The sequence below is a fragment of the Stenotrophomonas sp. Steno-Z2 genome, assembly GCF_056393235.1.
The window spans coordinates 724645-749751 of the sequence record NZ_JBWJOY010000002.1 but is presented as its reverse complement, the minus strand read 5'-3'; the positions used below and the strand labels follow the sequence as shown (position 1 = coordinate 749751).

Annotated in this window: 23 protein-coding genes and 1 tRNA gene; 20 read left to right on the top strand and 4 right to left on the bottom strand. The window is 70.2% G+C overall.

Annotated features, from left to right (window positions below):
• Positions 1-525 carry an N-acetyltransferase family protein gene (locus tag AC06FP_RS08445; protein ID WP_478075192.1) on the top strand — a complete coding sequence of 175 codons (525 nt, stop codon included), beginning with the start codon at positions 1-3 and terminating at the stop codon, positions 523-525.
• Positions 526-584: 59 nt separating this feature from the next.
• Here AC06FP_RS08445 and AC06FP_RS08440 read toward each other — a convergent pair whose 3' ends face one another.
• Together AC06FP_RS08440 and AC06FP_RS08435 are read right to left on the bottom strand one after the other, a co-directional pair.
• Entirely contained in the window at positions 585-1589 is a 1005-nt protein-coding gene (locus tag AC06FP_RS08440; RefSeq protein WP_478075191.1) for a FecR family protein, read from the bottom strand.
• Positions 1586-2080 (bottom strand): RNA polymerase sigma factor, encoded by a 495-nt coding sequence (locus AC06FP_RS08435; RefSeq protein ID WP_456118426.1) that lies wholly within the window; start codon positions 2078-2080, stop codon positions 1586-1588. Before AC06FP_RS08435 ends, AC06FP_RS08440 begins: the two co-directional genes overlap by 4 nt.
• 191 nt (positions 2081-2271) lie before the next feature.
• On the opposite strand from AC06FP_RS08435, the gene AC06FP_RS08430 reads away from it, so the two are divergent.
• From AC06FP_RS08430 to AC06FP_RS08340, 19 genes are all read left to right on the top strand, one after another.
• Positions 2272-5349, top strand: a complete 3078-nt coding sequence (locus AC06FP_RS08430) for a TonB-dependent receptor domain-containing protein (RefSeq protein WP_478075190.1) — start codon at positions 2272-2274, stop codon at positions 5347-5349.
• A 100-nt stretch (positions 5350-5449) separates the two neighbouring features.
• Entirely contained in the window at positions 5450-6100 is a 651-nt protein-coding gene (locus tag AC06FP_RS08425; RefSeq protein ID WP_478075189.1) for a lipase family alpha/beta hydrolase, read from the top strand.
• Between the two features lie 66 nt (positions 6101-6166).
• Positions 6167-6898, top strand: a complete 732-nt coding sequence (locus AC06FP_RS08420) for a YebC/PmpR family DNA-binding transcriptional regulator (protein ID WP_478075188.1) — start codon at positions 6167-6169, stop codon at positions 6896-6898.
• Positions 6899-6973: 75 nt separating this feature from the next.
• Positions 6974-7495, top strand: a complete 522-nt coding sequence (gene ruvC, locus AC06FP_RS08415) for a crossover junction endodeoxyribonuclease RuvC (protein WP_478075187.1) — start codon at positions 6974-6976, stop codon at positions 7493-7495.
• Between the two features lie 199 nt (positions 7496-7694).
• Entirely contained in the window at positions 7695-8282 is a 588-nt protein-coding gene (gene ruvA / locus AC06FP_RS08410) for a Holliday junction branch migration protein RuvA (RefSeq protein WP_456118431.1), read from the top strand.
• Positions 8283-8315: 33 nt separating this feature from the next.
• On the top strand, positions 8316-10229 hold the full coding sequence (locus AC06FP_RS08405) for a potassium transporter Kup (RefSeq protein ID WP_456118432.1): 1914 nt from the start codon (positions 8316-8318) through the stop codon (positions 10227-10229).
• A gap of 93 nt (positions 10230-10322) precedes the next feature.
• On the top strand, positions 10323-11363 hold the full coding sequence (ruvB, locus tag AC06FP_RS08400; protein ID WP_456118433.1) for a Holliday junction branch migration DNA helicase RuvB: 1041 nt from the start codon (positions 10323-10325) through the stop codon (positions 11361-11363).
• Complete coding sequence (gene ybgC / locus AC06FP_RS08395; RefSeq protein WP_456118434.1) at positions 11353-11784, top strand: tol-pal system-associated acyl-CoA thioesterase; 432 nt, start codon at positions 11353-11355, stop codon at positions 11782-11784. Before ruvB ends, ybgC begins: the two co-directional genes overlap by 11 nt.
• Positions 11785-11794: 10 nt before the next feature.
• Positions 11795-12571 carry a protein TolQ gene (gene tolQ / locus AC06FP_RS08390; protein ID WP_456118435.1) on the top strand — a complete coding sequence of 259 codons (777 nt, stop codon included), beginning with the start codon at positions 11795-11797 and terminating at the stop codon, positions 12569-12571.
• Positions 12572-12608: 37 nt separating this feature from the next.
• Entirely contained in the window at positions 12609-13037 is a 429-nt protein-coding gene (gene tolR / locus AC06FP_RS08385; protein WP_456118436.1) for a protein TolR, read from the top strand.
• Entirely contained in the window at positions 13027-14103 is a 1077-nt protein-coding gene (gene tolA, locus AC06FP_RS08380) for a cell envelope integrity protein TolA (protein WP_478075186.1), read from the top strand. The genes tolR and tolA overlap by 11 nt, the downstream gene beginning before the upstream one ends.
• A gap of 176 nt (positions 14104-14279) precedes the next feature.
• A complete protein-coding gene (gene tolB, locus AC06FP_RS08375; protein WP_456118438.1) occupies positions 14280-15599 on the top strand; it encodes a Tol-Pal system beta propeller repeat protein TolB in 1320 nt (439 codons plus the stop codon).
• A 64-nt stretch (positions 15600-15663) separates the two neighbouring features.
• Positions 15664-16182, top strand: a complete 519-nt coding sequence (pal, locus tag AC06FP_RS08370) for a peptidoglycan-associated lipoprotein Pal (protein WP_456118439.1) — start codon at positions 15664-15666, stop codon at positions 16180-16182.
• Positions 16183-16185: 3 nt separating this feature from the next.
• A complete protein-coding gene (gene ybgF, locus AC06FP_RS08365) occupies positions 16186-16989 on the top strand; it encodes a tol-pal system protein YbgF (RefSeq protein ID WP_456118440.1) in 804 nt (267 codons plus the stop codon).
• A 94-nt stretch (positions 16990-17083) separates the two neighbouring features.
• Positions 17084-17785, top strand: a complete 702-nt coding sequence (queE, locus tag AC06FP_RS08360; RefSeq protein ID WP_456118441.1) for a 7-carboxy-7-deazaguanine synthase QueE — start codon at positions 17084-17086, stop codon at positions 17783-17785.
• Between the two features lie 74 nt (positions 17786-17859).
• Complete coding sequence (gene queC, locus AC06FP_RS08355; RefSeq protein ID WP_456118442.1) at positions 17860-18525, top strand: 7-cyano-7-deazaguanine synthase QueC; 666 nt, start codon at positions 17860-17862, stop codon at positions 18523-18525.
• A gap of 180 nt (positions 18526-18705) precedes the next feature.
• Positions 18706-18781: transfer RNA gene (locus AC06FP_RS08350), tRNA-Lys, on the top strand.
• Positions 18782-18922: 141 nt separating this feature from the next.
• Complete coding sequence (locus AC06FP_RS08345) at positions 18923-19474, top strand: ECF-type sigma factor (RefSeq protein ID WP_456118443.1); 552 nt, start codon at positions 18923-18925, stop codon at positions 19472-19474.
• Positions 19474-22248 carry a tetratricopeptide repeat protein gene (locus AC06FP_RS08340; protein ID WP_478075185.1) on the top strand — a complete coding sequence of 925 codons (2775 nt, stop codon included), beginning with the start codon at positions 19474-19476 and terminating at the stop codon, positions 22246-22248. Before AC06FP_RS08345 ends, AC06FP_RS08340 begins: the two co-directional genes overlap by 1 nt.
• Here the strand turns inward: AC06FP_RS08340 and recQ are convergent.
• Both recQ and AC06FP_RS08330 read right to left on the bottom strand, forming a co-directional pair.
• A complete protein-coding gene (recQ, locus tag AC06FP_RS08335; RefSeq protein WP_478075184.1) occupies positions 22245-24050 on the bottom strand; it encodes a DNA helicase RecQ in 1806 nt (601 codons plus the stop codon). The two genes, AC06FP_RS08340 and recQ, sit on opposite strands and share 4 nt — an antisense overlap.
• A gap of 504 nt (positions 24051-24554) precedes the next feature.
• Entirely contained in the window at positions 24555-25103 is a 549-nt protein-coding gene (locus tag AC06FP_RS08330) for a Dps family protein (protein ID WP_456118446.1), read from the bottom strand.
• Between the last annotated feature and the right edge of the window lie 4 nt (positions 25104-25107).

The following is a 25107-nucleotide window of genomic DNA, read 5'->3' as shown; positions in this document are numbered from 1 at the left end:
ATGGCCGGCGCCATCCGTCGCGCGCTGCCCGATGACGCTGCCACGCTGTGCGCGCTGGCCGGACGTACCTTCGTGGAGACGTTCGGTCACCTTTACCCGCCGCAGGACCTGGCCGATTACCTGGCCGGCGCCTATCCGCTGGAGCTGCAGCGCAGGCAGCTGGAATCGGGCGATTACGCCGCGTGGCTGCTGGAGGTCGGTGGCGAGGCGGTCGGCTTCGCCTTCGCCGGCCCCTGCGGCCTGCCGCATGCCGAGGTACGCCCTGGTGATGGCGAGCTGAAACGGCTGTACGTGCTGCGCGACCACCAGGGCGGCGGCTGGGGCGGCCAGCTGTTCGCGCAGGCCGAGCAGTGGCTGCTGCAGGCCGGCCCGCGCACATTGTGGATCGGCGTCTGGTCGGAGAACCTGGGCGCGCAGCGCTTCTATGCGCGGCACGGCTTCGGCAAGGTCGGCGAATACGAATTCCCGGTCGGCCGCACGCGCGACCGCGAGTTCATCCTGCGCCGACCGGCACGGCACGACTGAACCCATGCGTCCGCGGCGGGGCCGGGCAGCCGGCGCCCGCACCGCGCGGGCGCACCGGCTCAGGGCGCCTTGCCGAGCACGTGCGCGCCGTCGGCGGTGTGGTGTTCGGGGATGCCGTAGACCTCGCCCAGCGCCTGGATGAAGCCTTCCACGTCCTCGCCGCGGAACACGCCGCTGACGCGGTATGACGCCAGCCCCGGGTCGGCCAGCAGCACCGGCTTGAAGCTGTAGCGGCCGAACTCGGCCACCGCTTCCGGCAGCGGCGTGTCGTTGAAGACCAGCCGCCCGGACAGCCAGCCCGGTGCCGAGCCTGCCGCGACCGCCGCGTCGGTCACCTGCATGCGCTGCTCGGCCATGCGCGCGCGCTGCCCCGGAACCAGCACGCCAAGGCGCGTCGCCGGCCGTGCGGCGTCGGTGCCGCCCCGCAGTTCCACGCTGCCCTCGTACAGGGTCACGTCGGCGGCGTCGCCGAGCCGGGATACCTCGAAGCGGGTGCCCAGCGCGCGCACGCTGCCGGCGCTGGTCTGGACCAGGAACGGGCGCGCGCTGTCGCGCGCCACGCGGAAGAAGGCGCGGCCGCCCTCCAGGCGCACCAGGCGCTGGTGAGGGTCGTAGCGCACCTGCACCCGCGTATCCGCGTCCAAGTCCACGCGGGTGCCGTCCTCCAGCTGCAGCGAACGGCGTTCGCCGATGTCGGTGCGGTACGCGCTCTCCACCGCCCGCGGCGCCAGCAGCAGGAAGGCCATGCCGGTGGCGCAGGCGAGCACCGTCGCCGCGGCCGCCGCGGCCAGCCAGCGCCGCCGGCGCGGCGCGCGGGATGCCATGCGCGGACGCGGCATGCGCACGGCGAGCTCGGGCGCGGCGGCGAATTCGCCCAGCGACGACCACAGCGCCTCGACGCGGCCGTAGGCGGTGCGGTGCCCGGGATCGGCGTGCAGCCATTGCTGCCATGCCTGGCGGTCGCGCTCGCTGGCGTCATCGGCGCGCAGGCGGACGAACCAGGCGGTCGCCTGCTGCTCCACGGTGTTGCCGCCGTCGACGGCGGAGAGGTCCGGTCTGCTCATGTTTCCGCCAGTCGCGCCTGCAGGTGCAGCAGGGCGCGCATCATATGTTTTTCCACCGCGCTCACGCTCACCTGCAGCTGCAGCGCGATGGCGGCGTAGGTCATGCCTTCGTAGCGCTGCAGCAGGAAGACCTCGCGGCAGCGCGGCGGCAGTTCGTCGAGCGCCGCCAGGAACCGCTGCAGCCGTTCCCTGCCTGCGTAGACGTGGTCGCTGGCCGGTTCCTCACTGGGCAGCTCGTGCAGGGCGGCGTCGAGCGGCTCATGCTGGCCGGCATGGTGGCTGCGGTCGCGGCGGAAGCGGTCGCGCAGCAGGTTGGAAGCGATCCGCAGCACGTAGGCCTCGGCGTTGTCGACGCGGGCCGGCGAGCGTGCCAGGCGGATCAGCGCCTCCTGGGTCAGGTCCTCGGCGTCGGCATCGTGCTGCAGGTGGCGGCGGAAGTAGCGCAGTAGCATGGGGCGGAAATGCCGGACGTGGTCCGGTTCCCATCGCATGGCCAGGACCTGGTCTGCAGTGAATGGCGGCATCGTGAAGGAATCCACGGTGAGGAGCCCGCCGACGGTAAGCGCAGGTGCGGCACGGGCGCAACCGTGCGGAAAGGGGGGTGAGGAATACGCGTTCCATTGCGTCTGCGTAGGGGGGAGCCTGCCGCAGGCCGCCATCCGACATTGCATTGGGGAGCCAGATGAGAAACACCACACGGGCGTGCAACCGCCCCCGCCGTTCCATTGTCGCCACCGCCCTGGCCACGGCCCTGGGCATCTCGTTGCTGGGCACGGCGCCGGCGTCGTTCGCGCAGCAGGCGGCCACGCACCAGTTCGCCGTCGCCAGCCAGCCGCTGGGCGAGGCGCTCAACCGGCTGGCCGAGACGGCGGGCGTGCAGATCATGGTGCCGCCGGACCTGGTCCGCGGACACATGGCGCCGGCGCTCGCCGGGCAGTACACCGTGGAGCAGGCGCTGGACAGGCTGCTGGCCGGTACCGGCCTGGTCCACCGCAGCACCCGCGGCGGCGTGATCACGCTCGCGCGCGCTCCGGTCGCGACGCCGGAACCACGCCCATCGTCGCCGGCCGCCGCCACCGAGGCCGAAGCCCGCGACATGGCGGCAGTGCAGGTCACCGGTTCGCGCATCAAGCGCGCCGAGGTGGAAGGCCCGTCGCCGGTGATGGTGATCTCCGCCCAGCAGATCGAGAACGAAGGCCACGCCACGGTGTTCGAGGCGCTGGAAACGCTGGTCATGGCCGGTGGCGCGGTGGAGACGGAGTTGTCCGGCGGCTTTTCCGCCAACGCCCATCCGCTCAACCTGCGCGGCCTGGGGCCGGGGCGTTCGCTGCTGCTGATCGACGGCCGCCGCGCCGCCGACTATCCGTTTCCCTATGGCGGCCGCAGCAACTTCCAGAATTTCGGCAATATTCCGTCAGGCGCGGTCGAGCGCATCGAGGTGCTGGCCGGTGGCGCGTCGGCCATCTACGGCGCCGATGCCGTGTCCGGCGTGGTCAACGTGGTGCTCAAGCGCGGCTATGAAGGCGACGTCTTCAAGCTGCGCGGCGGCACCAGCACGATGGGCGGCCGCGACCGTGCCGACCTGCAGTGGACCGGCGGCCGCAGTGGCGACAACTGGAGCGTGACCTACGCGCTGCAGTACTACGCCCAGGAGTTGCTCTATGGTTTCCAGCGCGACGACTGGGACGTGCGCCGGAATCCGCGGATCGACCCGCGCATCGGTGCCGAACCCACCGCCACGCTGCGCATCCGCCGCGGCGGCACCAGCAGCAGCAACCCGCTGATCGCGCTGCCGGAGGGAACCTGCCAGCGGTGGGGCGACGAGTTCGTCGACTGGACCTACCGCCGCATCAGCAGCGGCAGGGTGCAGACCCTGGGCGACGCCTGCGGCAGCTGGAACGACGTGGGCTATGCGCACCTGAGCAAGGGCAAGAACGAGGCGGCCGCCTATGTGTTCGGCACCTACGACTTCAACGATGCGCTGCAGGGCTGGGCATCGCTGCAGGTGTGGGATTCGAAGGCCGAATCGCTGGGTGGCTTCGAGAGCATCACCGGTCCGCATACCGACGGCGTGGGGCGCCGCGGCGACTTCTACGATCCGCAGTTCGGCGCGGTGATCGCCCCGACCCGCTATCTGTCGCCGGTGGACCTGGGCGGCGTGGCGGAGATGAACCAGCACTACAAGGAGCGCTCGGTGGACCTGGCCGTCGGCCTGCGCGGGCGCCTGGCCGAGCGCTTCGACTGGGACGTCACCCTGAGCCGCGCCGAATACGACTTCCAGCGCACGCGCCGGCGCATGGTCGGCAACCTGGTCAACGATTTCTTCTTCGGCCCGCAGCTGGGTACCACCGACAAGGGCGTGCCGATCCACCAGATGAACCTGGAGCGCTGGCTGCGGCCGCTGACGCCGGACGAGTACGCCTCGATCTCCACCTTGGCCCGGTACGAGGCCGAGTCGTGGGTGACCACCGGCAGCTTCGTGCTCACCGGCGACCTGTTCCAGCTGCCCGCCGGGCCGCTGGGCATGGCGGTGGTGATGGAAGCCAGCCGCCAGGGCTATGAACTGGACAGCGACCCGCGCGTGCAGCCGGGCGTGGTGCAGCTGTACAACCTCACCGGCACCAACGGCGGCGGCGAACGCGACCGCTATGCCGCCGGCGTCGAGTTCAGCATCCCCATCGTGGACACGCTGAAGGCCAGCCTGGCCGGCCGTTTCGACAAGTACGACGACATCACCGACGTCAATGACGCCAAGACCTGGAACGCCGGCCTGGAGTGGCGCCCGTTCGATTCACTGCTGGTGCGCGCCAGTCATGCCACCAGTTTCAAGGCGCCGGACATGCACTGGGTGTTCAGCGAAGGCAGCGGCAGCTTCGGCACCAGCACCGACCCCTGGCGCTGCATCGAGGCCGGCGCCAACCCCGGCTGTTCGGGCTACAGCTATTCGATGTTCTCGGTCACCCGCGGCGACCCGGCGCTGGAGGAGGAGACCGGCAAGTCGTGGAGTGCCGGCTTCGTGTGGGACATCGCCGAGGGACTGTCGGTCAATGCCGACTACTGGAACATCGAACTGAACGGCGCGCTCGAGCGTCTTTCCAATACCGACATCCTGCAGGGCGAGGCCGGCTGCCGCACCGGCCGCAAGCTCAACGGCCAGCCGTTCGACTTCGCCGCCGATTCGGGCTATTGCCAGCTGATCACCAGCCTGGTCACGCGCACGCCGGAGGAAGGCCAGAGCATCGGCCGCGTCAGCGAGATCCGCTCCCTGCCGATCAACCAGTCCCACCGCCGCGTGGCGGGCATCGACGCCGGGCTCAACTGGCGGCTGCAGACCGCGCGCTGGGGGCGCTACAACATGCGCCTGAACTGGTCGCACACGCTGGCCTCCGAACGCCAGGTGCAGGCCACCGACCCGGTGCAGAAGCACTGGCGCGACGACCCGGACAACCTGGATTTCCGCAGCCGCATCACCACCGGCATGGACTGGCGGCTGGGCGGCTGGTCGGCGGGCGTGTTCGGCACCCGCTACGGCAGCCTGCCCAAGTACGGCGGCGTGGGCCGCACCGGCGTGCATTTCCTGTGGAATGCCAACGTCGGCCGGAAGATCACCGACAAGGCGGCGCTGAAGCTGTACGTCAACAACCTGTTCAACAACCTGCACCCGCACGACGAGACGAACAGCAGCTTCCCCTACTTCTATGACGTCTACAGCCCGGTGGGCCGTGAAGTGGCGGTGCAGTTCGAGTACCAGCTGCGCTGAGGCCGCGGCCTGCGGAACATCCCGCGGCGGGGTGTTCCGCAGGCGTGCACGTCGAGGACGGGTGATGACGCCGGCCGGGCGGATGCGGGACACTGCCCACATGAGCACCGTGCCTGCAGACAATCCCCGCGTCATCGTGCTGCACGGCATCTGGAACGCGCGGGCGTGGGTGGGGCCGCTGGCCTGGCGCCTGCGCGCGCGCGGCTTCGAGGTCAGCACGTTCGGTTATCCCAGCGTATTCGGCGGCCCCGACGTGGCGGTGCCGTCGCTGATCGAGCGGCTGCGCGGGCAGGGCAGGGTGTCGCTGGTCGGCCACAGCCTGGGCGGACTGGTCGCGCTGGAGGCATTGCGGCAGGCGCCCGGACTGGACGTGCCGCGCGTGGTCTGCCTGGGGTCGCCGCTGTGCGGCAGCGAGACCGCGCGGGCGCTGGCCGGGCATGGCTGGGCGGCGGCGCTGGGGCGCAGCGGCGGCCTGCTCCTGCACGGCCTGCCGGAATGGCACGGGCGCGCCGAAGTGGGGCTGGTGGCCGGCAGCGTGCCGCATGGCCTGGGCGCGCTGATGGGGGCCCTGCACGGCGACTCCGACGGCACCGTGGCATTGGCCGAGACCCGCCTGCCGGGCCTGGCCGACCACTGCGTGGTGCCGGTCAGCCACAGCGGGCTGGTGCTGTCGCCCGAGGTGGCCGCCCTGACCGCCGCGTTCCTGCGCGACGGGCGCTTCGGCGCAGGGGGCGCGCAGCGGGCGGCATGACGGGGCGCGGTGCGGGGATCGGGTAGAATCCGCCCCCTGTTCCCGACAGATGTACGGTAGATCCCCATGGGTAGAGGTCCTTCCATCGAAGCCCGCAAGAACGCGTCCGACGCGAAGCGCGGCAAGATTTTCACCAAGATCATCCGCGAGATCGGCGTGGCCGCCCGCGGCGGTGGAGGCGACCCCAACAACAACCCGCGCCTGCGCGTGGCCATGGACAAGGGCCTGGCCGCGAACATGTCCAAGGACGTGATCGAGCGCGCCATCAAGAAGGCCACCGGCGAGCTGGAGGGCGTCGAGTACGAGGAAGTGCGCTACGAGGGCTACGCGCCGGGCGGTGTGGCGGTCATCGTCGACTGCCTGACCGACAACCGCGTGCGCACCGTGGCCGACGTGCGCCACGCCTTTTCCAAGTGCGGCGGCAACATGGGCACCGAAGGCTCGGTGGCCTTCATGTTCAAGCGCCTGGGCGTGCTGACCTACGCGCCGGGCGCGGACGAGGAGAAGATCACCGAAGCCGCCATCGAGGCCGGCGCCGACGACATCGTCGTCTACCCGGACGACGGCTCGATCGACGTGGTCACCGCGCCGGAGCATTTCCAGTCGGTGAAGGACGCGATGGACGCCGCCGGCCTGGCCGCCGACCACGCCGAGATCACCTTCCGCGCCGACAACGACATCGCCGTGGCCGGCGACACCGCGCTGCAGGTGAAGAAGCTGCTGGACATGCTCGAGGACCTGGACGACGTGCAGGACGTGTACTCCAACGTCGACCAGGCCGGGCTGGAGCAGGCCTGACGGCGCGCCCGCGTCCCGTCCCGTGAGACGGCGGCCGCCGATCATGGCGGCCGTCCCTTCCCGGCCGCCACGGCAATGACCCGCATCCTCGGCATCGACCCCGGCTCGCAGCGCACCGGCATCGGCATCATCGAAATCGATGCCGGCGGGCGCGCCCGCCATGTCCACCACCAGCCGCTGGTGCTGCTGGGCGCGGCGGATTTCGCCCAGCGCCTGAAGCGGCTGGTGCACGGGGTGCACGCGCTGATCGACGAGTACCAGCCGCAGGAAGTGGCCCTCGAGAAGATATTCATGGCCAAGAACGCCGACTCGGCGCTCAAGCTCGGCCAGGCGCGCGGCGCGGCGCTGTGCGCGGTGGTGCTGCGCGACCTGCCGGTCAGCGAGTACGCGGCCAGCGAGATCAAGCTGGCGGTGGTCGGCCGCGGTGGCGCCGAGAAACAGCAGGTGCAGCACATGGTCGGGCTGATGCTCGGGCTGCAGGGCAGGCTGCAGGCCGACGCCGCCGACGCGCTGGCCGTGGCCATCACCCATGCGCACGTGCGCGCCACGGCCGGGCGCCTGGGCGTGGACGTGCGTTCCGCGTGGAGCCGGAAATGAACGAGGCGCGCGCGGACTCAAAGCCCCTCTCCCTGCGGGAGAGGGGGTGGGGTGAGGGGCAACGAAGTCATGATGGACAACATTCAATGCAGCAGAACGAACTCTGCCGTTCGCCTTCCTTGACTCCGTTCACCCCTCATCCGGCGCTGCGCGCCACCTTCTCCCGAAGGGGGAAGGAAACAGCACCAGGAGCACTCGAATGATCGGTCGTCTGCGCGGCATCCTCGCCCACAAGGCTCCCCCGTGGCTGGTGATCGACGTGGGCGGCGTCGGTTACGAGCTGGAGGCGCCGATGAGCACCTTCTACGACCTGCCCGACATCGGCCGCGAGGTGGTGCTGTTCACCCACTACGCGCAGAAGGAGGACAGCGTGTCGCTGTACGGCTTCCTGCGCGAAGGCGAGCGGCGGCTGTTCCGCGACGTGCAGAAGGTCACCGGCATCGGCGCGAAGATCGCGCTGGCGGTGCTGTCCGGCGCCAGCGTCGACGAGTTCGGCCGGCTGATCCAGGCCGGCGACATCACCGCGCTGACCCGCATCCCCGGCATCGGCAAGAAGACCGCCGAGCGCATGATCGTGGAGCTGCGCGACAAGGCGGCCGATTTCGCCGGCGGCGGTTCGCCGGTGGCCGGGCCGCTGGCCACCGACCCGGTGTCCGAGGCGACGGTGGCCCTGCAGCAACTGGGTTACAAACCCGCCGAGGCGGCGAAGATGGCGCGCGACGCGGCCACCGAGGGCGACGATGTCGCCGCGGTGATCCGCAGGGCGCTGCAATCGGCGCTGCGCTGACGCATTCCCCCTTCATGGGCGATCGAGACCACCATGTCCCACGCTTCCAAGCCTGAAACCTCCGGCCACCACGGCAGCCCCGGCGCCGCCGGCGGCCTGGCGCTGGTCATCGGCGCCATCGGCGTCGTGTTCGGCGACATCGGCACCAGCCCGCTGTACACGCTCAAGGAAGCGTTCTCGCCGCACTACGGCCTGGACAGCGACCACGACACGGTGCTGGGCGTGCTGTCGCTGGCGTTCTGGGCGCTGAACATGGTGGTCACGCTCAAGTACGTGACCATCATCATGCGCGCCGACAACGACGGCGAGGGCGGCATCATGGCGCTGATGGCGCTGGCCCAGCGCACCCTGCGCAACGGCTCGCGCTCGGCCTACGTGGTCGGCATCCTCGGCATCTTCGGCGCCTCGCTGTTCTTCGGCGATGGCGTGATCACCCCTGCGATCTCGGTGCTGGGCGCGGTCGAGGGCCTGCAGGTGGCCGCGCCGGCGCTGGGCCATTTCGTGGTGCCCATCACCCTGGTGGTACTGGCGGCGGTATTCGCCGCGCAGCGTTTCGGCACCGAGAAGGTGGGCAAGGTGTTCGGCCCGGTGATGATGCTGTGGTTCCTGTCGCTGGCGGCGATCGGCATCTGGAACGTCTTCGCCGCGCCGGAAGTGCTCAAGGCGTTCAACCCGTGGTGGGCGGCGCGCTTCTTCATGGAACACGGCTGGCACGGCATCTTCATCTTCGGCGCGGTGGTGCTGGCGGTGACCGGCGGCGAGGCGCTGTACGCGGACATGGGCCACTTCGGCGCGCCGCCGATCCGCCATGCCTGGTATTTCTTCGTGCTGCCCTGCCTAGTGCTGAACTACCTGGGGCAGGGCGCGCTGGTGCTGCAGCGGCCGGACGCGGTGGCCAACCCGTTCTTCGAGGCGGTGCCGGGCTGGGCGCTGTACCCGATGATCGTGCTGGCGACCATGGCGGCGGTGATCGCCAGCCAGTCGGTGATCACCGGCGCGTTCTCGGTCTCGCGCCAGGCCATGCAGCTGGGCTACATCCCGCGCATGCGCATCCTGCACACCTCGCACGACACCATCGGCCAGATCTACATCCCCGGCATCAACTGGGGCCTGGCGCTGATGGTGTTCGGGCTGGTGCTGGCGTTCCGCAGCTCCAGCAACCTGGCCGTGGCCTACGGCATCTCGGTGTCGGCGACGATGCTGATCGACACCCTGCTGCTGGCGCTGGTGGCGCGCGCACTGTGGCCGCGCGCGCAGCGCTGGATCCTGGCGCTGTGCGTGGTGTTCTTCATGATCGACCTGGGCTTCGTCGTCGCCAACGGCGCCAAGCTGCTGCAGGGCGCGTGGTTCCCGGTGGCGCTGGGTATCGTGCTGTTCACCATGATGCGCACCTGGCGCCGCGGCCGCGAGCTGCTGCGCGACGAGGTGCGCAAGGACGGCATCCGCATCGACACCTTCCTGCCCGGGCTGATGCTGGCGCCGCCGGTGCGGGTGCCGGGCACCGCGGTGTTCCTGACCGCCGACCCGACGGTGGTGCCGCACGCGCTGATGCACAACCTCAAGCACAACAAGGTCCTGCACGAGCGCAACGTGTTCCTGCACGTGGAAACCCTGCCGGTGCCGTACGCGGCGGCGGGGCAGCGGCTGCGGATCGAGCCTGTGGGCGACGAGTTCTACCGCATCTACGTGCGCTTCGGCTTCATGGAGACGCCCGACGTGCCGCTGGCGCTGATGCGCTCCTGCGACCATGGCGGGGTCTACTTCGACCCGATGGACACCACCTTCTTCGCCAGCCGCGAGACCATCGTCGCCAGCGCCAACCGCGGCATGCCGGTGTGGCGCGACAAGCTGTTCGCCTTCATGCACCGCAACGCCGCCCCGGCGACCAACTTCTTCCGCATCCCCGGCAACCGGCTGGTGGAACTGGGCGCGCAGGTGGAGATCTGATGGGGCAGGGGCCGGGCGCGGCGGGCGGCGCGAAGGTGTGGCCGGGCGCCTCCGGTACACGCGCCGGCGCCGCTTCTCCGCCATAATCCACGCATGACCGACAACCGCATCATCGCCGCCGGCGCCACCCGCGAGGACGAAGCCGCCGATGCCAGCATCCGCCCGCGCCGCCTGGCCGACTACCTCGGCCAGGCGCCGGTGCGCGAGCAGCTGGACATCTACATCCAGGCGGCGAAGTCGCGCAGCGAGGCGCTGGACCACGTGCTGATCTTCGGCCCGCCCGGGCTGGGCAAGACCACGCTGAGCCACGTGATCGCCAACGAACTGGGCGTGGGCCTGCGCGTGACCTCCGGGCCGGTGATCGAGAAGGCCGGCGACCTGGCCGCGCTGCTGACCAACCTGCAGCCCTACGACGTGCTGTTCGTCGACGAGATCCACCGCCTGTCGCCGGTGGTCGAGGAAGTGCTGTACCCGGCGATGGAAGATTTCCAGATCGACATCATGATCGGCGAAGGCCCGGCCGCGCGCTCGATCAAGCTCGACCTGCCGCCGTTCACCCTGATCGGCGCCACCACCCGCGCCGGCCTGCTGACCGCGCCGCTGCGCGACCGCTTCGGCATCGTGCAGCGGCTGGAGTTCTATTCGGCCGAGGAGCTGACCCGCATCGTGCGCCGCTCGGCGGCCATCCTCGGCATCGACTGCAGCGCCGAGGGCGCCGGCGAGATCGCGCGCCGCTCGCGCGGCACCCCGCGCATCGCCAACCGCCTGCTGCGGCGCGTGCGCGACTACGCCCAGGTCAAGGCCGGCGGCCACATCGACGATGCCGTGGCGCAGGCGGCGATGCAGATGCTCAAGGTCGATCCGGAAGGCTTCGACGAGCTGGACCGGCGCCTGCTGCGCACCCTGGTGGAATATTTCGACGGCGGCCCGGTCGGCATCGAATCGCTGGCCGCGGCCCTGTCCGAAGAGCGCGGCACGCTGGAGGACGTGGTCGAACCCTACCTGATCCAGCAGGGTTTCCTGGTGCGCACCGCGCGCGGCCGCATGGCCACCCACAAGGCCTACCGGCACATGGGGCTGAAACCCAAGGCCGCGCCCGCCGACCTGTTCGTGGAGCAGCCCGATGTCGATTGAGGCGCGGTTCAGTTGGCCGACACGCATCTATTGGGAAGATACCGACGCTGGCGGCGTGGTCTACCACGCGCGCTACGTGGCCTTCATGGAGCGCGCGCGCACCGAATGGATGCGGGCGATGGGCTATGGACAGGAAGCCATGCGCAGTGGCGATGGGCAGGTGTTCGTGGTCCGCGCGATGACGCTGGATTTCCTGAAGCCCGCGCGGCTGGACGACGCGCTGCAGACCACGGTGGAACTGCTGCAGTGCCGCCGTGCCAGCCTGGTGATCGGCCAGGCGGTGCTGCGCGACGGCCAGCCGCTGGTGACCGCGCAGGTGCGGCTGGCCGCGGTCGGCGCCCGCGATTTCCGGCCGCAGGCCATGGACGACACGCTGTACGCCACGCTCAAGCAGTTCCAAACCCAACACGCGCAAGATTGAGGAACAACGGATGATCGCTTTGCTTCTGGCCCTGCAGGCCACCGTGACCGAGGCGCTGCCGGCCGATGTCAGCGCCGCCGCGGCGCAGACCGTGGCCGGCGCCAGCCACGGCGGCATCAACTACCTGGACCTGATGCTCAAGGCCAGCATCCCGGTCAAGCTGATCGTGCTGCTGCTGCTGGCCGGCTCGTTCATCAGCTGGGTGATCATTTTCCGCAAGGCGCGCGTGTTCAAGGCCGCCGACCGCGCCGCCGACGACTTCGAGAACCGCTTCTGGTCCGGCGCCGACCTCGGCAAGCTGTACGCCTCGGCCGCCGACCGCAACCGTTCGGTCGATGGCCTGGAGGCGATCTTCGAGTCCGGCTTCCGCGAATACAGCCGCCTCAACGGCCGCCGCGGGCTGGACAGCCGCACCCAGCTGGAAGGCACCCAGCGCGCCATGCGCACCACCTTCGCCCGCGAGGTCGACGGGCTGGAGCGCAACCTGGAGCTGCTGGCCAACATCGGCTCCAACGCCCCCTACGTGGGCCTGGTCGGCACCGTGTTCGGCATCATGGTGACCATGCACGACATGATCAGCAGCGGCGAGCAGGCCGGCATCGCCTCGGTGGCGCCGGGCATTTCCGAGGCGCTGTTCGCCACCGCCATCGGCCTGTTCGTGGCGATCCCGGCGACGTGGGCCTACAACCGCTTCACCACCCGCGTGGAACGGCTGTCGGTGCGCTACGAGACCTTCGCCGAGGAGTTCAGCTCGATCCTGCAGCGCCAGTCCGGCGCCGACGAATGATGCCGGCCACGCGCACCAGCACGCACAGGAACAGCCCATGATTTCAGGCATTTCCCGGCGCAAGCGCCGCAAGCTCAAATCCGAGATCAACGTCGTGCCGTACATCGACGTGATGCTGGTGCTGCTGATCATCTTCATGGTGACCGCGCCCCTGCTGACGCTCAGCTTCGAGGTCGACCTGCCGACCTCCAACGCCAAGGCGCTGGAGAGCAAGCAGGACCCGGTCATCGTCTCGGTGCTGGCCGACGGCCAGCTGAGCCTGAAGCTGCCCGAGGCCAAGAGCCCCGAGCGCATGGAGGCGGCCGCGCTGCAGGCGCAGCTGGGCGCGATGGCGTCCCAGGACAAGAACCTGCGCGTGATCGTCGCCGCCGACCGCGCCGTGGCCTATGAAAAAGTCGTGTCCGCGATGGACGTGATCAAGGCGGCGAAGATCGAGAAGGTGGGTCTGGCGACCGATGCACGCTGACGCTCTGCCGCCGCCGCGCGACCCCGGCAACGAATGGGGCATGCCCGTCGTACTGGCGTTGCTGGTGCACGTGCTGGTCGCGCTGGTGTTCATCATCGCCTGGCTGTGGTCGCCTTCGCGCAGCACCGAGGCGGCCGCCGGCGACCCGGCGGTGGAGGCCAGCCTGCAGCTGTCGGCGGCCGAGGCCGCGGCCGCGCGCAGCGCGCTGCGCGCCTCGGAGAAGCTGCCGCCGCTGCCCGAGCCGGTGCAGGACGTGCAGCCCGAGCCGGTACCGGAGGACACCCTTCCGCCGCCGCAGCCGATTCCCGAACCCCGCCCGCAGGACGCGCCCACGCCGCAGCAGCACAATGCGCAGGAGCGCATCGCCCAGCCGGATACGGTCGACCAGGAGCGGGTCAGCGCGCTGGCCATCTCCGAAGAGAAGGCCAGGCAGGAGCAGGAAGCCAAGCGCCGCCAGGAGCAGATCGACCTGACCGAACGCAAGCGCGTGGAAGAGGCCGAGCAGAAACTGCGCCTGGCCAGGCAGCAGGAAGAAGCCGACCGGCAGAAGAAGCTGGCCGAGGAACAGCGCAAGGCCAACGAGGCCAAGGCCGAGCAGGAACGCCAGCAGAAGATCGCCGAGATCCGCCGCAAGCGCGAGCAGGCCGAGCGTGAGCTCAAGCTCGCCGAGCAGCGCGCGCGCCAGGTCGCCGACGCCCAGGCGCGCGCGCAGGCCGCTTCGTCCAGCGCCTCGCCGGCCAGCGGCACGCCGCAGGCGTCGCCGGGGCAGGGCGGCACCAGCAACGACCTGACCGCCAAGTACGCCGCGGCGATCCAGCAGGCGGTGCTCAACCAATGGGTGCGCCCGGACACGATCCCGCGCGGCCAGCGCTGCCGCCTGACCATCCGCCAGCTGCCCGGCGGCGAGGTGGTGGACGTGCAGTTCGCCGCCGGCTGCCCCTACGACGACGCCGGCCGGCGTTCGGTCGAGGCGGCGGTGCTGCGAGCCCAGCCGCTGCCGTACCGTGGCTTCGAGTCGGTGTTCCAGCGCACGCTGAACTTCACGTTCGAGGCGCAGGACCGCTGAATCGCGGTGGCTTCACGCCGCCATCGGCACCCTCGGTGACGCTTCCTGCCGGCCCGTCGGCGCCGATTCCGGTGCCGGGGGCTGGATTTCACGGGATTTTCGTTCACGATTGCGAAAATGTTCATCCGCCTGCTGCTATCCCTTGTCCCCCTGTTCATCCGATCGTTGAGCACCCCATGAAGAAACCGCTTCGCTGGCTGGCCGCCCTGACCGTACTGCTGTTGCCCCTGGTGGCGATGGCGCAGCAACGGGGGCTGGAGATCGACATCATCGGCGGCAACGCATCGGCCCTGCCGATCACCGTGGTGCCCATGCCCTACCAGGGCAGCGCCGGTGCGCCGGCCACGGACGTGGCGGCGGTGGTGCGCGCGGACCTGGACCGTTCCGGCCAGTTCCGCACCCTGCCCGAGGCGCAGATCGTGCAGCGCCCGACCCGCGGCAGCGAAGTGGAATACCCGACCTGGCGCGCGCTCAAGCAGGATTACCTGGTGGTCGGCCGCGTGCTGGACGCCGGCGCCGGCGCCTACCGCGTCGAATACGAGCTGTTCGACGTGGCCAAGGGCGAGCGCATGCTCGGCCTGGCGATGACCGCGCGTTCCAACGCCATGCGCGACGTCGCCCACCAGATGGCCGACGCCATCTACGAGAAGATCACCGGCGTGCGCGGCGCCTTCTGGACCCGCATCGCCTACATCACCGCCAGCGGCCGCGGCGACGCCATGCGCTACGCGCTGATGGTGGCCGATTCGGACGGCTACAACCCGCAGACCATCGTGCGTTCGGCCGAGCCGCTGCTGTCGCCGTCGTGGAGCCCGGACGGCGGCCGCCTGGCCTATGTCAGCTTCGAGCGCGGCAATTCGGCCATCTACATCCAGAACATCGCCACCGGCGCTCGCGAACTGGTCGCCAGTTTCCGCGGCATCAACAGCGCCCCGGCATTCTCGCCCGACGGCCGCCGCCTGGCGCTGACCCTCTCGCGCAGCGGCAACCCCGAGATCTACGTGATGGACCTGGGCAGCAAGCAGCTGACCCAGCTGACCAACCACTTCGCCATCGATACCGAGCCGACCTGGAGCGCGGACGGCAACACCATCTATTTCACCTCCGACCGTGGCGGCCGCCCGCAGATCTACCAGGTGCCGGCTTCCGGCGGCAGCGCCAGCCGCGTCACCTTCCAGGGCAACTACAACGCCAAGGTGTCGGTGTCCTTCGACGGCAAGAAGCTGGCGATGGCGCAGGGCAGCGGCAACAGCTACAAGATCGCGTTGATGGACAGCAGCCTGGGCTCGCCGCGCTGGAGCACGCTGTCGCCGGGTTCGCTGGACGAATCGCCCAGCTTCGCGCCCAACGCGGGCATGGTGTTGTATGCCGCCCGCGAGGGCGGGCGTGGTGTGCTGTATGCCGTATCGGCCGACGCGCGGGTCCGCCAGCGTCTGGTCCTGGCTGACGGTGATGTGCGCGAACCCGCATGGGGTCCGTACCGCACCGCGCGTTGATAAAATGTTAATATCCGACTCGCCTTAAACCCCATCATTGGCTCAGGAGCCTTTAGGTATCGCCATGAACAAGTCCACTCGCGTTCTGCTTGTTTCGCTTCTGTCGGTTGCCGCGCTGGCCGGCTGCTCGAAGAAGGTGAAGGAACAGCCGGCCCAGCCGGCGGTCGACACCACCCCGACCACTCCGTCGACCGGTCCGTCGACCTCCGGCCTGTACGGCCCGGGCGACCTGGACACCGATGCCTGCCTGCGCCAGCGCGTGGTCTACTTCGACTTCGACAAGGAAGAAGTGAAGTCCGAGTTCCAGGCCATCATGGCCTGCCATGCCAAGTACCTGCGTGACCGTCCGTCCTCGCGCATCACCCTGCAGGGCCACACCGACGAGCGCGGCAGCCGCGCCTACAACCAGGCCCTGGGCGAGCGTCGTGGCAATGCCGTGAACTCGGCCCTGCAGGCCAACGGTGGCTCTGCTTCGCAGCTGACCGTCGTGTCCTACGGCGAAGAGCGTCCGGTCTGCACCGAGTCGAGCGAGTCCTGCTGGTCGCAGAACCGCCGCGTCGAAATCGTCTACACCGCGCAGTAATCGATGCGTACCGGCATCAAGGCGATGATGCTCGTGGTTGCGGCAGCCCTCGTGGCTGCCGCACCCGCTCATGCCCAGCGGCAGAGCCTGGCCGACCGGGTCGGCGCACTGGAACAGCAGGTCCAGAACAGCCAGGCCAACACCGACATGCTCAACCAGCTGCAGCAGCTGCGCAGCCAGATGCAGGCACTGCAGGGCACGATCGAGCAGCTTCAGCACGAGAACGAACAGCTCAAGCAGCGCAACCGGGACCAGTACCTGGACCTGGACGGGCGCCTCAACCGCCTGGAAGGTGGTGCTGCTGGCGAACCGGCGGGCACGCCGGCCCTGCCGGCCGCTCCCGCGGCCAACCCGGCGGCGGCAGCCGAGAAGCCGCCGACCGTGCGCGGCGATGCCGGCGCGGTCGCCGCGGCGGGCGACGAGCGCAGTGCCTACAACGTGGCGTTCGATGCGCTCAAGGCCGGCAATTACGACGAGTCGGCGCGCCTTTTCCAGGGTTTCCTGGAGCAGTATCCAAACGGCGTCTATGCCCCCAATGCGCTGTACTGGCTGGGCGAGAGCTACTACGCCACCCGCAATTTCCAGCTGGCCGAGGCGCAGTTCCGCGACCTGGTGGCGCGCTACCCGACCCACGACAAGGCCGCCGGCGGCCTGTTGAAGCTGGGCCTAGCCCAGTTCGGCCAAGGCGATGCGGCCAAGGCCGAGCAGACGCTCGAGCAGGTCGCCACGCGTTTCCCCGGCAGCGACGCCGCGCGGACCGCGCAGGACCGGCTGCAGTCGATCCGGCTCGGCCAGCAGATCCGCTGAACCCGGGCGGCAGTGTTTCCAGGGAGCCGGGCCATGCCCGGCTGCTTTCGTTTGCGGCATGGTCGCTGCCGCCCGTCTTCCAGAAGTTTCCGCCATGACCGCCGTTTCCCTTTCCAGCGCCGCCGCCACGCCCAGCGAGATCGTGCAGTCGCCACTGCCACGGCTGAAGATCACCGAGATCTTCCTTTCCCTGCAGGGCGAGGCGGACGCCGCCGGCTGGCCGACGGTGTTCGTGCGCCTGACCGGCTGCCCGCTGCGCTGCGGCTACTGCGACACCGAGTACGCCTTCCATGGCGGGCAGTGGCGCGACATCGACGACATCGTCGCCGAGGTGCGCGGCCATGGCGTGCGCCATGTCTGCGTGACCGGCGGCGAGCCGCTGGCGCAGAAGCGCTGCCTGGTGCTGCTGCGCGCGCTGTGCGACGCCGGGCTGGAGGTCTCGCTGGAAACCTCCGGCGCGCTGGACATCGGCGGCGTCGATCCGCGCGTGTCGCGCGTGGTCGACCTGAAGACGCCCGGCTCGGGCGAGATGGCCCGCAACCGGCTGGAGAACCTGCCGCTGCTGACCGCGCGCGACCAGGTCAAGTTCGTGCTCTGCGACCGCGCCGACTACGACTGGGCCAGGGAGATGGTCGCCGCGCAGCGCCTGCACGAGCGCTGCATGGTGCTGTTCTCGCCGTGCAAGGACCGGCTCGACGCCCGCGCGCTGGCCGACTGGATCGTCGCCGACCGCCTGCCGGTGCGTTTCCAGATGCAGCTGCACAAGATCCTCTGGAACGACGAGCCGGGCAGGTAAGCGCGCTCGTTCCCATCTCCGTACCGGCGCGGGACAGCGTGCTGGCGTTCCCTCCCCAACCGGAATATCACTCCATGAAGAAGGCAGTCGTGCTTCTTTCCGGCGGCATGGATTCGGCCGCCGTCGTCGCCATGGCCCAGGAACAGGGCTACGCCGTGCACGCGCTGAGCGTGCGTTACGGCCAGCGCCATACCTCCGAGCTGGATGCGGCCGCGCGCGTGGCGCAGGCGCTGGGCGTGGCCGCGCACAAGGTCGTGGACGTGGACCTGCGCAGCATCGGCGGCTCGGCGCTGACCGACGACATCGACGTGCCCGACGCCGGCGGCGACGGCATCCCGGTCACCTATGTGCCGGCGCGCAACACCATCATGCTGTCGCTCGCGCTGGGCTGGGCCGAGGTGCTGGGCGCCAACGACATCTTCTGCGGCGTCAACGCGGTCGATTACTCCGGCTACCCGGATTGCCGCCCCGAGTTCGTCGCCGCCTTCCAGGCGCTGGCGAACCTGGCGACCAAGGCCGGCGTGGAGGGCGCGGGCATCCGCGTCCATGCGCCGCTGCAGTACCTGAGCAAGGCGCAGATCGCCAGCGAAGGCGCGCGGCTGGGCGTGGATTTCGCGCTGACCGTTTCCTGCTACCGCGCCGACGCGCAGGGACGCGCCTGCGGCCATTGCGATGCCTGCCGCCTGCGCGCGGACGGCTTCGCCGCCGCCGGCCTGCCGGATCCGACCCGCTACGCCTGAGTGCCGCGGCTGCGCCGGGAGCCAGGGCGCGTGCGTTGCGTCGTCGGGTTCCCGCCGGCGCTGCGCCGCTTCGTCCCGATCCCGGCAGGCGCACGGGCCGCACGCGGCCCGGTTCCGAATTCTGTTTTCAGGCATCTTGCGCTAGAATGCGCACCCCGGCGCCATGCCGGGTCTTTGTTTGGGCCGTTAGCTCAGTCGGTAGAGCAGAAGACTTTTAATCTTTTGGTCGAAGGTTCGAATCCTTCACGGCCCACCATGATCGAGCGAGGTCCCGCATGCCGGGGCCTTTCTTTTTTCAGGAACCTGCGCACGGTTTCGCCGCGGCGTGCAGGTTGGCAGTGGGGGGAGCCGCTCCTACCATGGGGACGGCTGGATTTTCCGGCAGCATGGGGGACGCTTGGGTACGCAGATCACGCAACTCCTGCACCGCTGGCAGGGAGGCGACGCGCAGGCGCGGGAGCAGTTGTTCGAAGCCTTGTATTCGGACCTGATGCTGATCGCCCGCAACCGGCTGTTCAACGACACCGGCGGCACCCTGCAGCCGGCGGCACTGGTCAACGAATCGCTGCTGCGCCTGCTGGGCTCGGAAGTGGATTACAGGGACCGCGCCCATTTCATCGCGGTGGCGGCGCTTAAGATGCGTTCGGTGCTGGTCGACCACCTGCGCGCGCGGGCCGCGGACAAGCGCGGCGGCAACCTGGTGCAGCTGACCCTGTCCCACGCCAGCGACGTTGCCGACGACGACGGCAGCGCCTACGACGTGATGGCGCTGCACCAGGCCCTGAGCCAGCTGGCCGAACTGGAGCCGCGGGCGGCGAGCATGGTGGAGCTGACCTATTTCGGCGGCATGAGCCGCGATGAGATCGCCCTGGTGATGGGAGTGTCGGCGCCCACCGTGGACCGCGACCTGCGTTTCGCCCGGGCCTGGCTCAACCGACAGCTGGCCTGATGGCGGGCGCGGACGACGGCGGCGCGGCGCGCTGGCGCCAGGTCCGCGACCTGTTCGATGCCGTGTGCGACCTGCCGGGCGCGCAGTGGCGCCAGCAGCTGCAGGAACGCTGCGACGATCCCGCGCTGGTCGAAGACGTGCTGCAGCTGCTGCAGGCGCAGACCCAGGGCCTGCGCCGGGTCAGCAGCCGGCTGGATACGGCGCTGGCGCGCGCGCTCACGCCGGAGCTGGCGGTGGGCCAGCGGCTGGGGCCGTGGCGCCTGACCGCGCGCATCGCCCGCGGCGGCATGGGCACAGTGTTCAAGGCCGAACGCGACGACGGCCTCTACCAGCGCACGGTGGCGATCAAGCTGCTGCATGGCCTGCCGGGCGCGGGCGAGGTGGAGCGGCTGCAGGCCGAGCGCCAGGTGCTGGCCGGGCTGAACCTGCCCGACGTGGCCCAGCTCTACGACGGCGGCACCACGCCGGACGGCTACCCGTACCTGGTGATGGAATACGTCCAGGGCCTGCCGCTGGACCGCCATTGCGCCGGCCACGCGCCCGGACTGGAGCAGCGGCTGCGCCTGTTCCTGGACATCTGCGCGATCGTGCGTTCGGCGCACGAGCGCCTGGTGCTGCACTGCGACCTCAAGCCGGGCAACGTGCTGGTGCGGCCCGATGGCCGGCCGGTGCTGCTGGACTTCGGCCTGGCGCGCCTGCTCAACGATGCGCGCCACCGCGAGGAAGGCGGCTACTGCACGCCGGCCTATGCCAGCCCGGAACTGGTCAACGGCGAGCCGGTGGGCGTGGCCAGCGACGTGTACAGCCTGGGCGTGCTGCTGGTGGAGCTGCTGTCCACGCGTCCGTGCGAGCGCACCCTGCAGGACAGCGCCGCGCCGGTGGTCCTGCCCTCGGCCCATGCGCCCGAGGGCCTGCGCTGGCGCAGGGCGCTGCGCGGCGACCTCGACGCCATCGCCGGCAAGGCCTGCGCGCGCGATGTCGCCGGCCGCTACCGGTCGGTGGAAACGCTGATGGCCGACGTGACGCGCTACCTGGAGCGGCGGCCGGTGGCCGCGCGCCAGGCCGGCCGTGTGTACCGGCTGGCGCGCGGCATGCGGCGCAACTGGCGTGGGCTGGCGGCGGCCGTGGGCGCGTTCTCGCTGGCCGTGCTGTTCGTGGCCGGGCTGGTGCAGGCGCGGCGCCAGGCCGAGGAGGAAGCCGCCATCGCCCACCAGGTCGGCGCCTTCATGGTGGGCGTGTTCGAGACCGCCGACCCCTTCCTGCGTACCGAGCGCGGGCAGGACGCGCTTTCCTCGCGGCAGCTGCTGGACAAGGCGGCGCTGCGCGTTTCCCAGGACCTGGCCGACGCGCCGGCGCAACTGGCGCGGATGCGCGCCGTGCTGGGAACCGCCTACCGCAACTCCGGCGTCCCGCGCCAGGCCGAAGCGCTGCTGCAGCAGGCCTATGACGGTTTCATGGACGCGCGGGTGAACCGCCCGGCGGATGCGGCGGCGGTGCTGGTCGATCTGTCGGTGCAGAAGACGCAGGGCGGCAATGGCGTGCTGGGGCAGGCGCTGGCCGAGCGCGGGCTGGCGCTGCTGCCTTCGGCCGGCGCCACGGTTACGCGCGCCAGACTGCATGGCGCGCGTGGGCTGGCGCTGGTGAACCAGCAGCATTTCGACCGCGGCGAGGCCGCCTTCGACACCGCGATGGACCTGTACGGGAAGCTGCCCGATGGCAGCGTCGCCACCGAGAAGCTGGCGCTGATCCACAACAAGGGCCTGATGTACCTGCGCTGGGGCCGGCTGGCCTCGGCCGAGCGCGAATTCCGCCAGGTGCTTGCCGGCGCGCAGGGCCGCGGCACCAGCATGGCCCTGGCCGCGGAAATGCGCCTGGCGCAGATCCTGCGCGAGCAGGGGCGGTTCGCGCAGGCGCTGCCGCTGCTGCAGGCCGGGCTGCGCCACGCCCAGGACCTGTACGGGCCGCAGAGCAGTTTCGTGCTGATGCAGCACGACGGGCTCGCCGACCTGTACCGCGACTGGGGCGATTACGCCGCCGCCGAACGCCAGTACCGGCAGCGCCAGCAGCTGAGCGCGCTGATCGATGGCACCGGTTCGGTGGAGTACTCGATGGGCCTGTACAACTATGGCGAGCTGCAGGAACTGCGCGGCGACGTCGGCCAGGCCGAGCAGCTCTACCGGCAGGCCTGGACGATCCGCCGCGAGCGGCTGGGCGGGGAATCGCCCACCAGCCTGCGCGCCGAGTCGGGGCTGGGCGCGCTGCTGATGCGCCTGGGGCGGATGGACGAGGCGGGCGGCCTGCTGCTGCACGCCGACGCGGGGCTGGACGCGGCGCTGCCGCCGGATGCGCCCGGGCGCATCGAAGCGCGCCTCAATCGCGTCGACTGGCACGTCCTGCGCGGCGACACCACGCAGGCGCAGGCGCTGCTGGAGCAATTGGGCGCGTGGGTGCCGACGACCCTGCAACTGCGCCTGCTGCGCACGCGCGCGGACCTGGCCGAACGGCGCGGCGACGCCGCGGCCGCGCTGGCGCTGCGCCGCACGGCGCTGGAATACGCGCGTTCGCTGCATGGCGAGGACAAGGTCGACACCGCGGCCTGCCGCCTGGACCTGGCCGAAACCCTGCTGCGCCTGGGGCCACCGGCAACCGGCGCTGGAGGCGCTGCGGCAGGCGGCGCCGGCGCTCGAACGCCAGCAGGTCGAGGACGCGCCGGCGCGCCGCCGGCTCGAGGGCCTGTTGCTGCTGGCCCGCGGCGGGCAGGGCTGAACGCCTAGCCCTGCTCGCGCACGATCTCGACCAGCCGCTGCCCGTAGCGGGCCAGCTTGCTGCCGCCGATGCCACCGACCCGGCCCAGCGCATCAAGGCTGGTCGGGCGCTGCTCGGCGATGTTGCGCAGGGTGCTGTCGTGGAAGATGACGAAGGCCGGCACGTTCTGTTCGCGCGCCAGCTCGGCGCGCAGGCCGCGCAGCGCGTTGAACAACGCCAGGTCCTGCGGCTGCACCGCCACGCCGGTGCGCGGGGTGCTGCTGCGGTCGCGCTCGCCACGCGTGGCGGCCGGCTCGCGGCGCATCATCACCTGGCGGCGGCCCTTGAGCACGTCGCGGCTGGCGTCGGTCAGGCGCAGGCCGCCATGCGCTTCCGGGTCCACTTCCAGCAGGCTGGCGGCGACCAGTTGCCGGAACACGCCGCGCCAGCTGCGTGCGTCCAGGTCCTTGCCGATGCCGAAGGTGCTGAGCTTGTCGTGGCCAAGCTGGCGCACGCGCTCGCCGTCGCTGCCGCGCAGGATGTCGATCAGGTGGCCCACGCCGAAGCGCTGGCCGCTGCGGTAGACACAGCTCAGCGCCTTCTGCGCGGGAATGGTGGCGTCCCACGCGGCCGGCGGGGTCAGGCAGTTGTCGCAGTTGCCGCAGGGCTGTGGGTAGGTTTCGCCGAAGCCGGCCAGCAGCACCTGGCGGCGGCACTGCATCGATTCGCAGTAGCCGAGCAGGTGATCGAGCTTGGCGCGCTCCAGGTGCTTGCGCTCCTCGCCGGCCTCGCCCTGCTCGATCATCTGCTTGAGCAGCACCACGTCGCCCAGCCCGTAGCACAGCCACGCTTCGGCCGGCTCGCCATCGCGGCCGGCGCGGCCGGTTTCCTGGTAGTAGCCTTCCATCGACTTGGGCAGGTCGGTGTGCGCGACGAAGCGCACGTCCGGCTTGTCGATGCCCATGCCGAAGGCGATGGTGGCGCACATCACGATGCCGTCCTCGCGCAGGAAGCGGCGCTGGTTGGCCGCGCGCACCTCGGCCGGCAGGCCGGCGTGGTAGGGCAGGGCATCCAGGCCTTCGGCACGCAGCATGTCGGCGGTTTCCTCGACCTTGCGCCGCGACATGCAGTAGACGATGCCGGCCTCGCCACGGTGCCCGCGCAGGAAATCCAGCAGCTGGCGCCTGGCGTTGTCCTTCTGCACCACGGTGTAGCGGATGTTGGGGCGGTCGAAGGAGCTGATGAAGTGCTCGGCCTGCGCCAGGTCCAGGCGCTCGGCGATCTCGCGCTGGGTGGGCGGGTCGGCGGTGGCGGTCAGGGCGATGCGCGGGACCTGCGGCCAGCGCTCGTGCAGGACCGTCAACTGCCGGTACTCGGGGCGGAAATCGTGGCCCCACTGCGACACGCAGTGCGCTTCGTCGATCGCGAACAGGGCGATGCGGCTGCGCTCGAGCAGCGACAGGAAACGCCCGGTCAGCAACCGCTCCGGCGCCACGTAGAGCAGGTCCAGGGTGCCGGCCAGCAGTTCGCGCTCGACCCGGCCGGCGCTCTCGGCGTCCAGCGTCGAATTGAGGAATTCGGCGCGCACGCCGAGCTGGCGCAGCGCTTCCACCTGGTCCTGCATCAGCGCGATCAGCGGCGAAACCACGATGCCGCAGCCCTCGCGCAGCAGCGCCGGCACCTGGTAGCACAGCGACTTGCCGCCGCCGGTGGGCATCAGCACCAGGGCGTCGTTGCCGGCGGTGACGTGTTCGACGATGGCCTGCTGGTTGCCGCGGAAGGCGTCGTAGCCGAAGACGCGCTTCAGCAGTTCGTGGGCGGGGGAAGACATGCCGCCTAGGATAACTGCCCGGTCAAGCCCGGCTGTCCGTCAGTACCCCGCGCCCGCGTCGGGAAAACCGGGGCATGTTCATGTTCCGCAGGGCAGGAGGCGGACCTGTCCGCACTTCCGCGCGGCGCCCAGGTGAAGCGGGGCCAGCGTTCCGCCAGACGGAACCCTGGAAAACCGCAGGGCGAACGCCCGAAGGTCAGCAACCACATCCACCAATCCCTCTGGAGAAGAGCCCCCTTTAGTAAAGGGGGCGCGCCGAAGGCGGGGGGGCTGGCAGGCAGAAGAAGCAGGGTCCAGGGTTCCGCAACGCGGAACCCTGGTAAACCGCAGGGCGAACGCCCGAAGGTTTACTGCAACCACACCCACCAATCCTTCTGGAGAAGAGCCCCCTTTAGTAAAGGGGGCGCGCCGAAGGCGGGGGGATCTGGCAGGCAGATGAAGCAGGGTCCAGGGTTCCGCCACGCGGAACCCTGGAAAACCCGCAGGGGCGAAGCCCCAAAGGGTTTACTGCAACAGCGACCGCAGCATCCAGGCGTACTTTTCGTGGGTCTGCAGGCGCTGGGTGAGCAGGTCCTCGCTGGGCGCGTCGCCGGCCTTTTCGGCCTGTTCCAGCACCCGGCGCGCGGTGCGGCACACCGCCTCGTTGCCCTGCACCAGCTGGCGCACCATCTCGCGCCAGTCGGCGCTGTCGGTCAGGCCCGGTTCCTCGGCGATCGAGGTCAGGGCGACGAACTCGCGGTAGGAGCCGGGCGCGTTGAAGCCCAGCGCGCGGATGCGCTCGGCGATCTCGTCCAGCGCCGTCCACTGTTCGGTGTACTGCGCCTCGAACATGGTGTGCAGCGAATTGAACATCGACCCGGTGACGTTCCAGTGGAAGTTGTGGGTCTTCAGGTACAGGGTGTAGGCGTCGGCGAGGAAGTGCGACAGGCCGTCGGCCACCTTCTTGCGATCGGCATCCTTGATCCCGATATCGATACCGGGCGCCGACGGCGCGGAGGCCGCCAGCTTCTTCTTGCCGGTCTCGGGTTTGCTGCTGCTCTTGGCCTTGGCCATGCTG

Bases quoted from the DNA above. Each gene is read 5' to 3' on its own strand.
- AC06FP_RS08445 (WP_478075192.1), top strand. From the start codon at position 1: ATGGCCGGCGCCATCCGTCGCGCGCTGCCCGATGACGCTGCCACGCTG.
- AC06FP_RS08440 (WP_478075191.1), bottom strand. From the start codon at position 1,589: ATGAGCAGACCGGACCTCTCCGCCGTCGACGGCGGCAACACCGTGGAG.
- AC06FP_RS08435 (WP_456118426.1), bottom strand. From the start codon at position 2,080: ATGCGATGGGAACCGGACCACGTCCGGCATTTCCGCCCCATGCTACTG.
- AC06FP_RS08430 (WP_478075190.1), top strand. From the start codon at position 2,272: ATGAGAAACACCACACGGGCGTGCAACCGCCCCCGCCGTTCCATTGTC.
- AC06FP_RS08425 (WP_478075189.1), top strand. From the start codon at position 5,450: ATGAGCACCGTGCCTGCAGACAATCCCCGCGTCATCGTGCTGCACGGC.
- AC06FP_RS08420 (WP_478075188.1), top strand. From the start codon at position 6,167: ATGGGTAGAGGTCCTTCCATCGAAGCCCGCAAGAACGCGTCCGACGCG.
- ruvC (WP_478075187.1), top strand. From the start codon at position 6,974: ATGACCCGCATCCTCGGCATCGACCCCGGCTCGCAGCGCACCGGCATC.
- ruvA (WP_456118431.1), top strand. From the start codon at position 7,695: ATGATCGGTCGTCTGCGCGGCATCCTCGCCCACAAGGCTCCCCCGTGG.
- AC06FP_RS08405 (WP_456118432.1), top strand. From the start codon at position 8,316: ATGTCCCACGCTTCCAAGCCTGAAACCTCCGGCCACCACGGCAGCCCC.
- ruvB (WP_456118433.1), top strand. From the start codon at position 10,323: ATGACCGACAACCGCATCATCGCCGCCGGCGCCACCCGCGAGGACGAA.
- ybgC (WP_456118434.1), top strand. From the start codon at position 11,353: ATGTCGATTGAGGCGCGGTTCAGTTGGCCGACACGCATCTATTGGGAA.
- tolQ (WP_456118435.1), top strand. From the start codon at position 11,795: ATGATCGCTTTGCTTCTGGCCCTGCAGGCCACCGTGACCGAGGCGCTG.
- tolR (WP_456118436.1), top strand. From the start codon at position 12,609: ATGATTTCAGGCATTTCCCGGCGCAAGCGCCGCAAGCTCAAATCCGAG.
- tolA (WP_478075186.1), top strand. From the start codon at position 13,027: ATGCACGCTGACGCTCTGCCGCCGCCGCGCGACCCCGGCAACGAATGG.
- tolB (WP_456118438.1), top strand. From the start codon at position 14,280: ATGAAGAAACCGCTTCGCTGGCTGGCCGCCCTGACCGTACTGCTGTTG.
- pal (WP_456118439.1), top strand. From the start codon at position 15,664: ATGAACAAGTCCACTCGCGTTCTGCTTGTTTCGCTTCTGTCGGTTGCC.
- ybgF (WP_456118440.1), top strand. From the start codon at position 16,186: ATGCGTACCGGCATCAAGGCGATGATGCTCGTGGTTGCGGCAGCCCTC.
- queE (WP_456118441.1), top strand. From the start codon at position 17,084: ATGACCGCCGTTTCCCTTTCCAGCGCCGCCGCCACGCCCAGCGAGATC.
- queC (WP_456118442.1), top strand. From the start codon at position 17,860: ATGAAGAAGGCAGTCGTGCTTCTTTCCGGCGGCATGGATTCGGCCGCC.
- AC06FP_RS08340 (WP_478075185.1), top strand. From the start codon at position 19,474: ATGGCGGGCGCGGACGACGGCGGCGCGGCGCGCTGGCGCCAGGTCCGC.
- recQ (WP_478075184.1), bottom strand. From the start codon at position 24,050: ATGTCTTCCCCCGCCCACGAACTGCTGAAGCGCGTCTTCGGCTACGAC.
- AC06FP_RS08330 (WP_456118446.1), bottom strand. From the start codon at position 25,103: ATGGCCAAGGCCAAGAGCAGCAGCAAACCCGAGACCGGCAAGAAGAAG.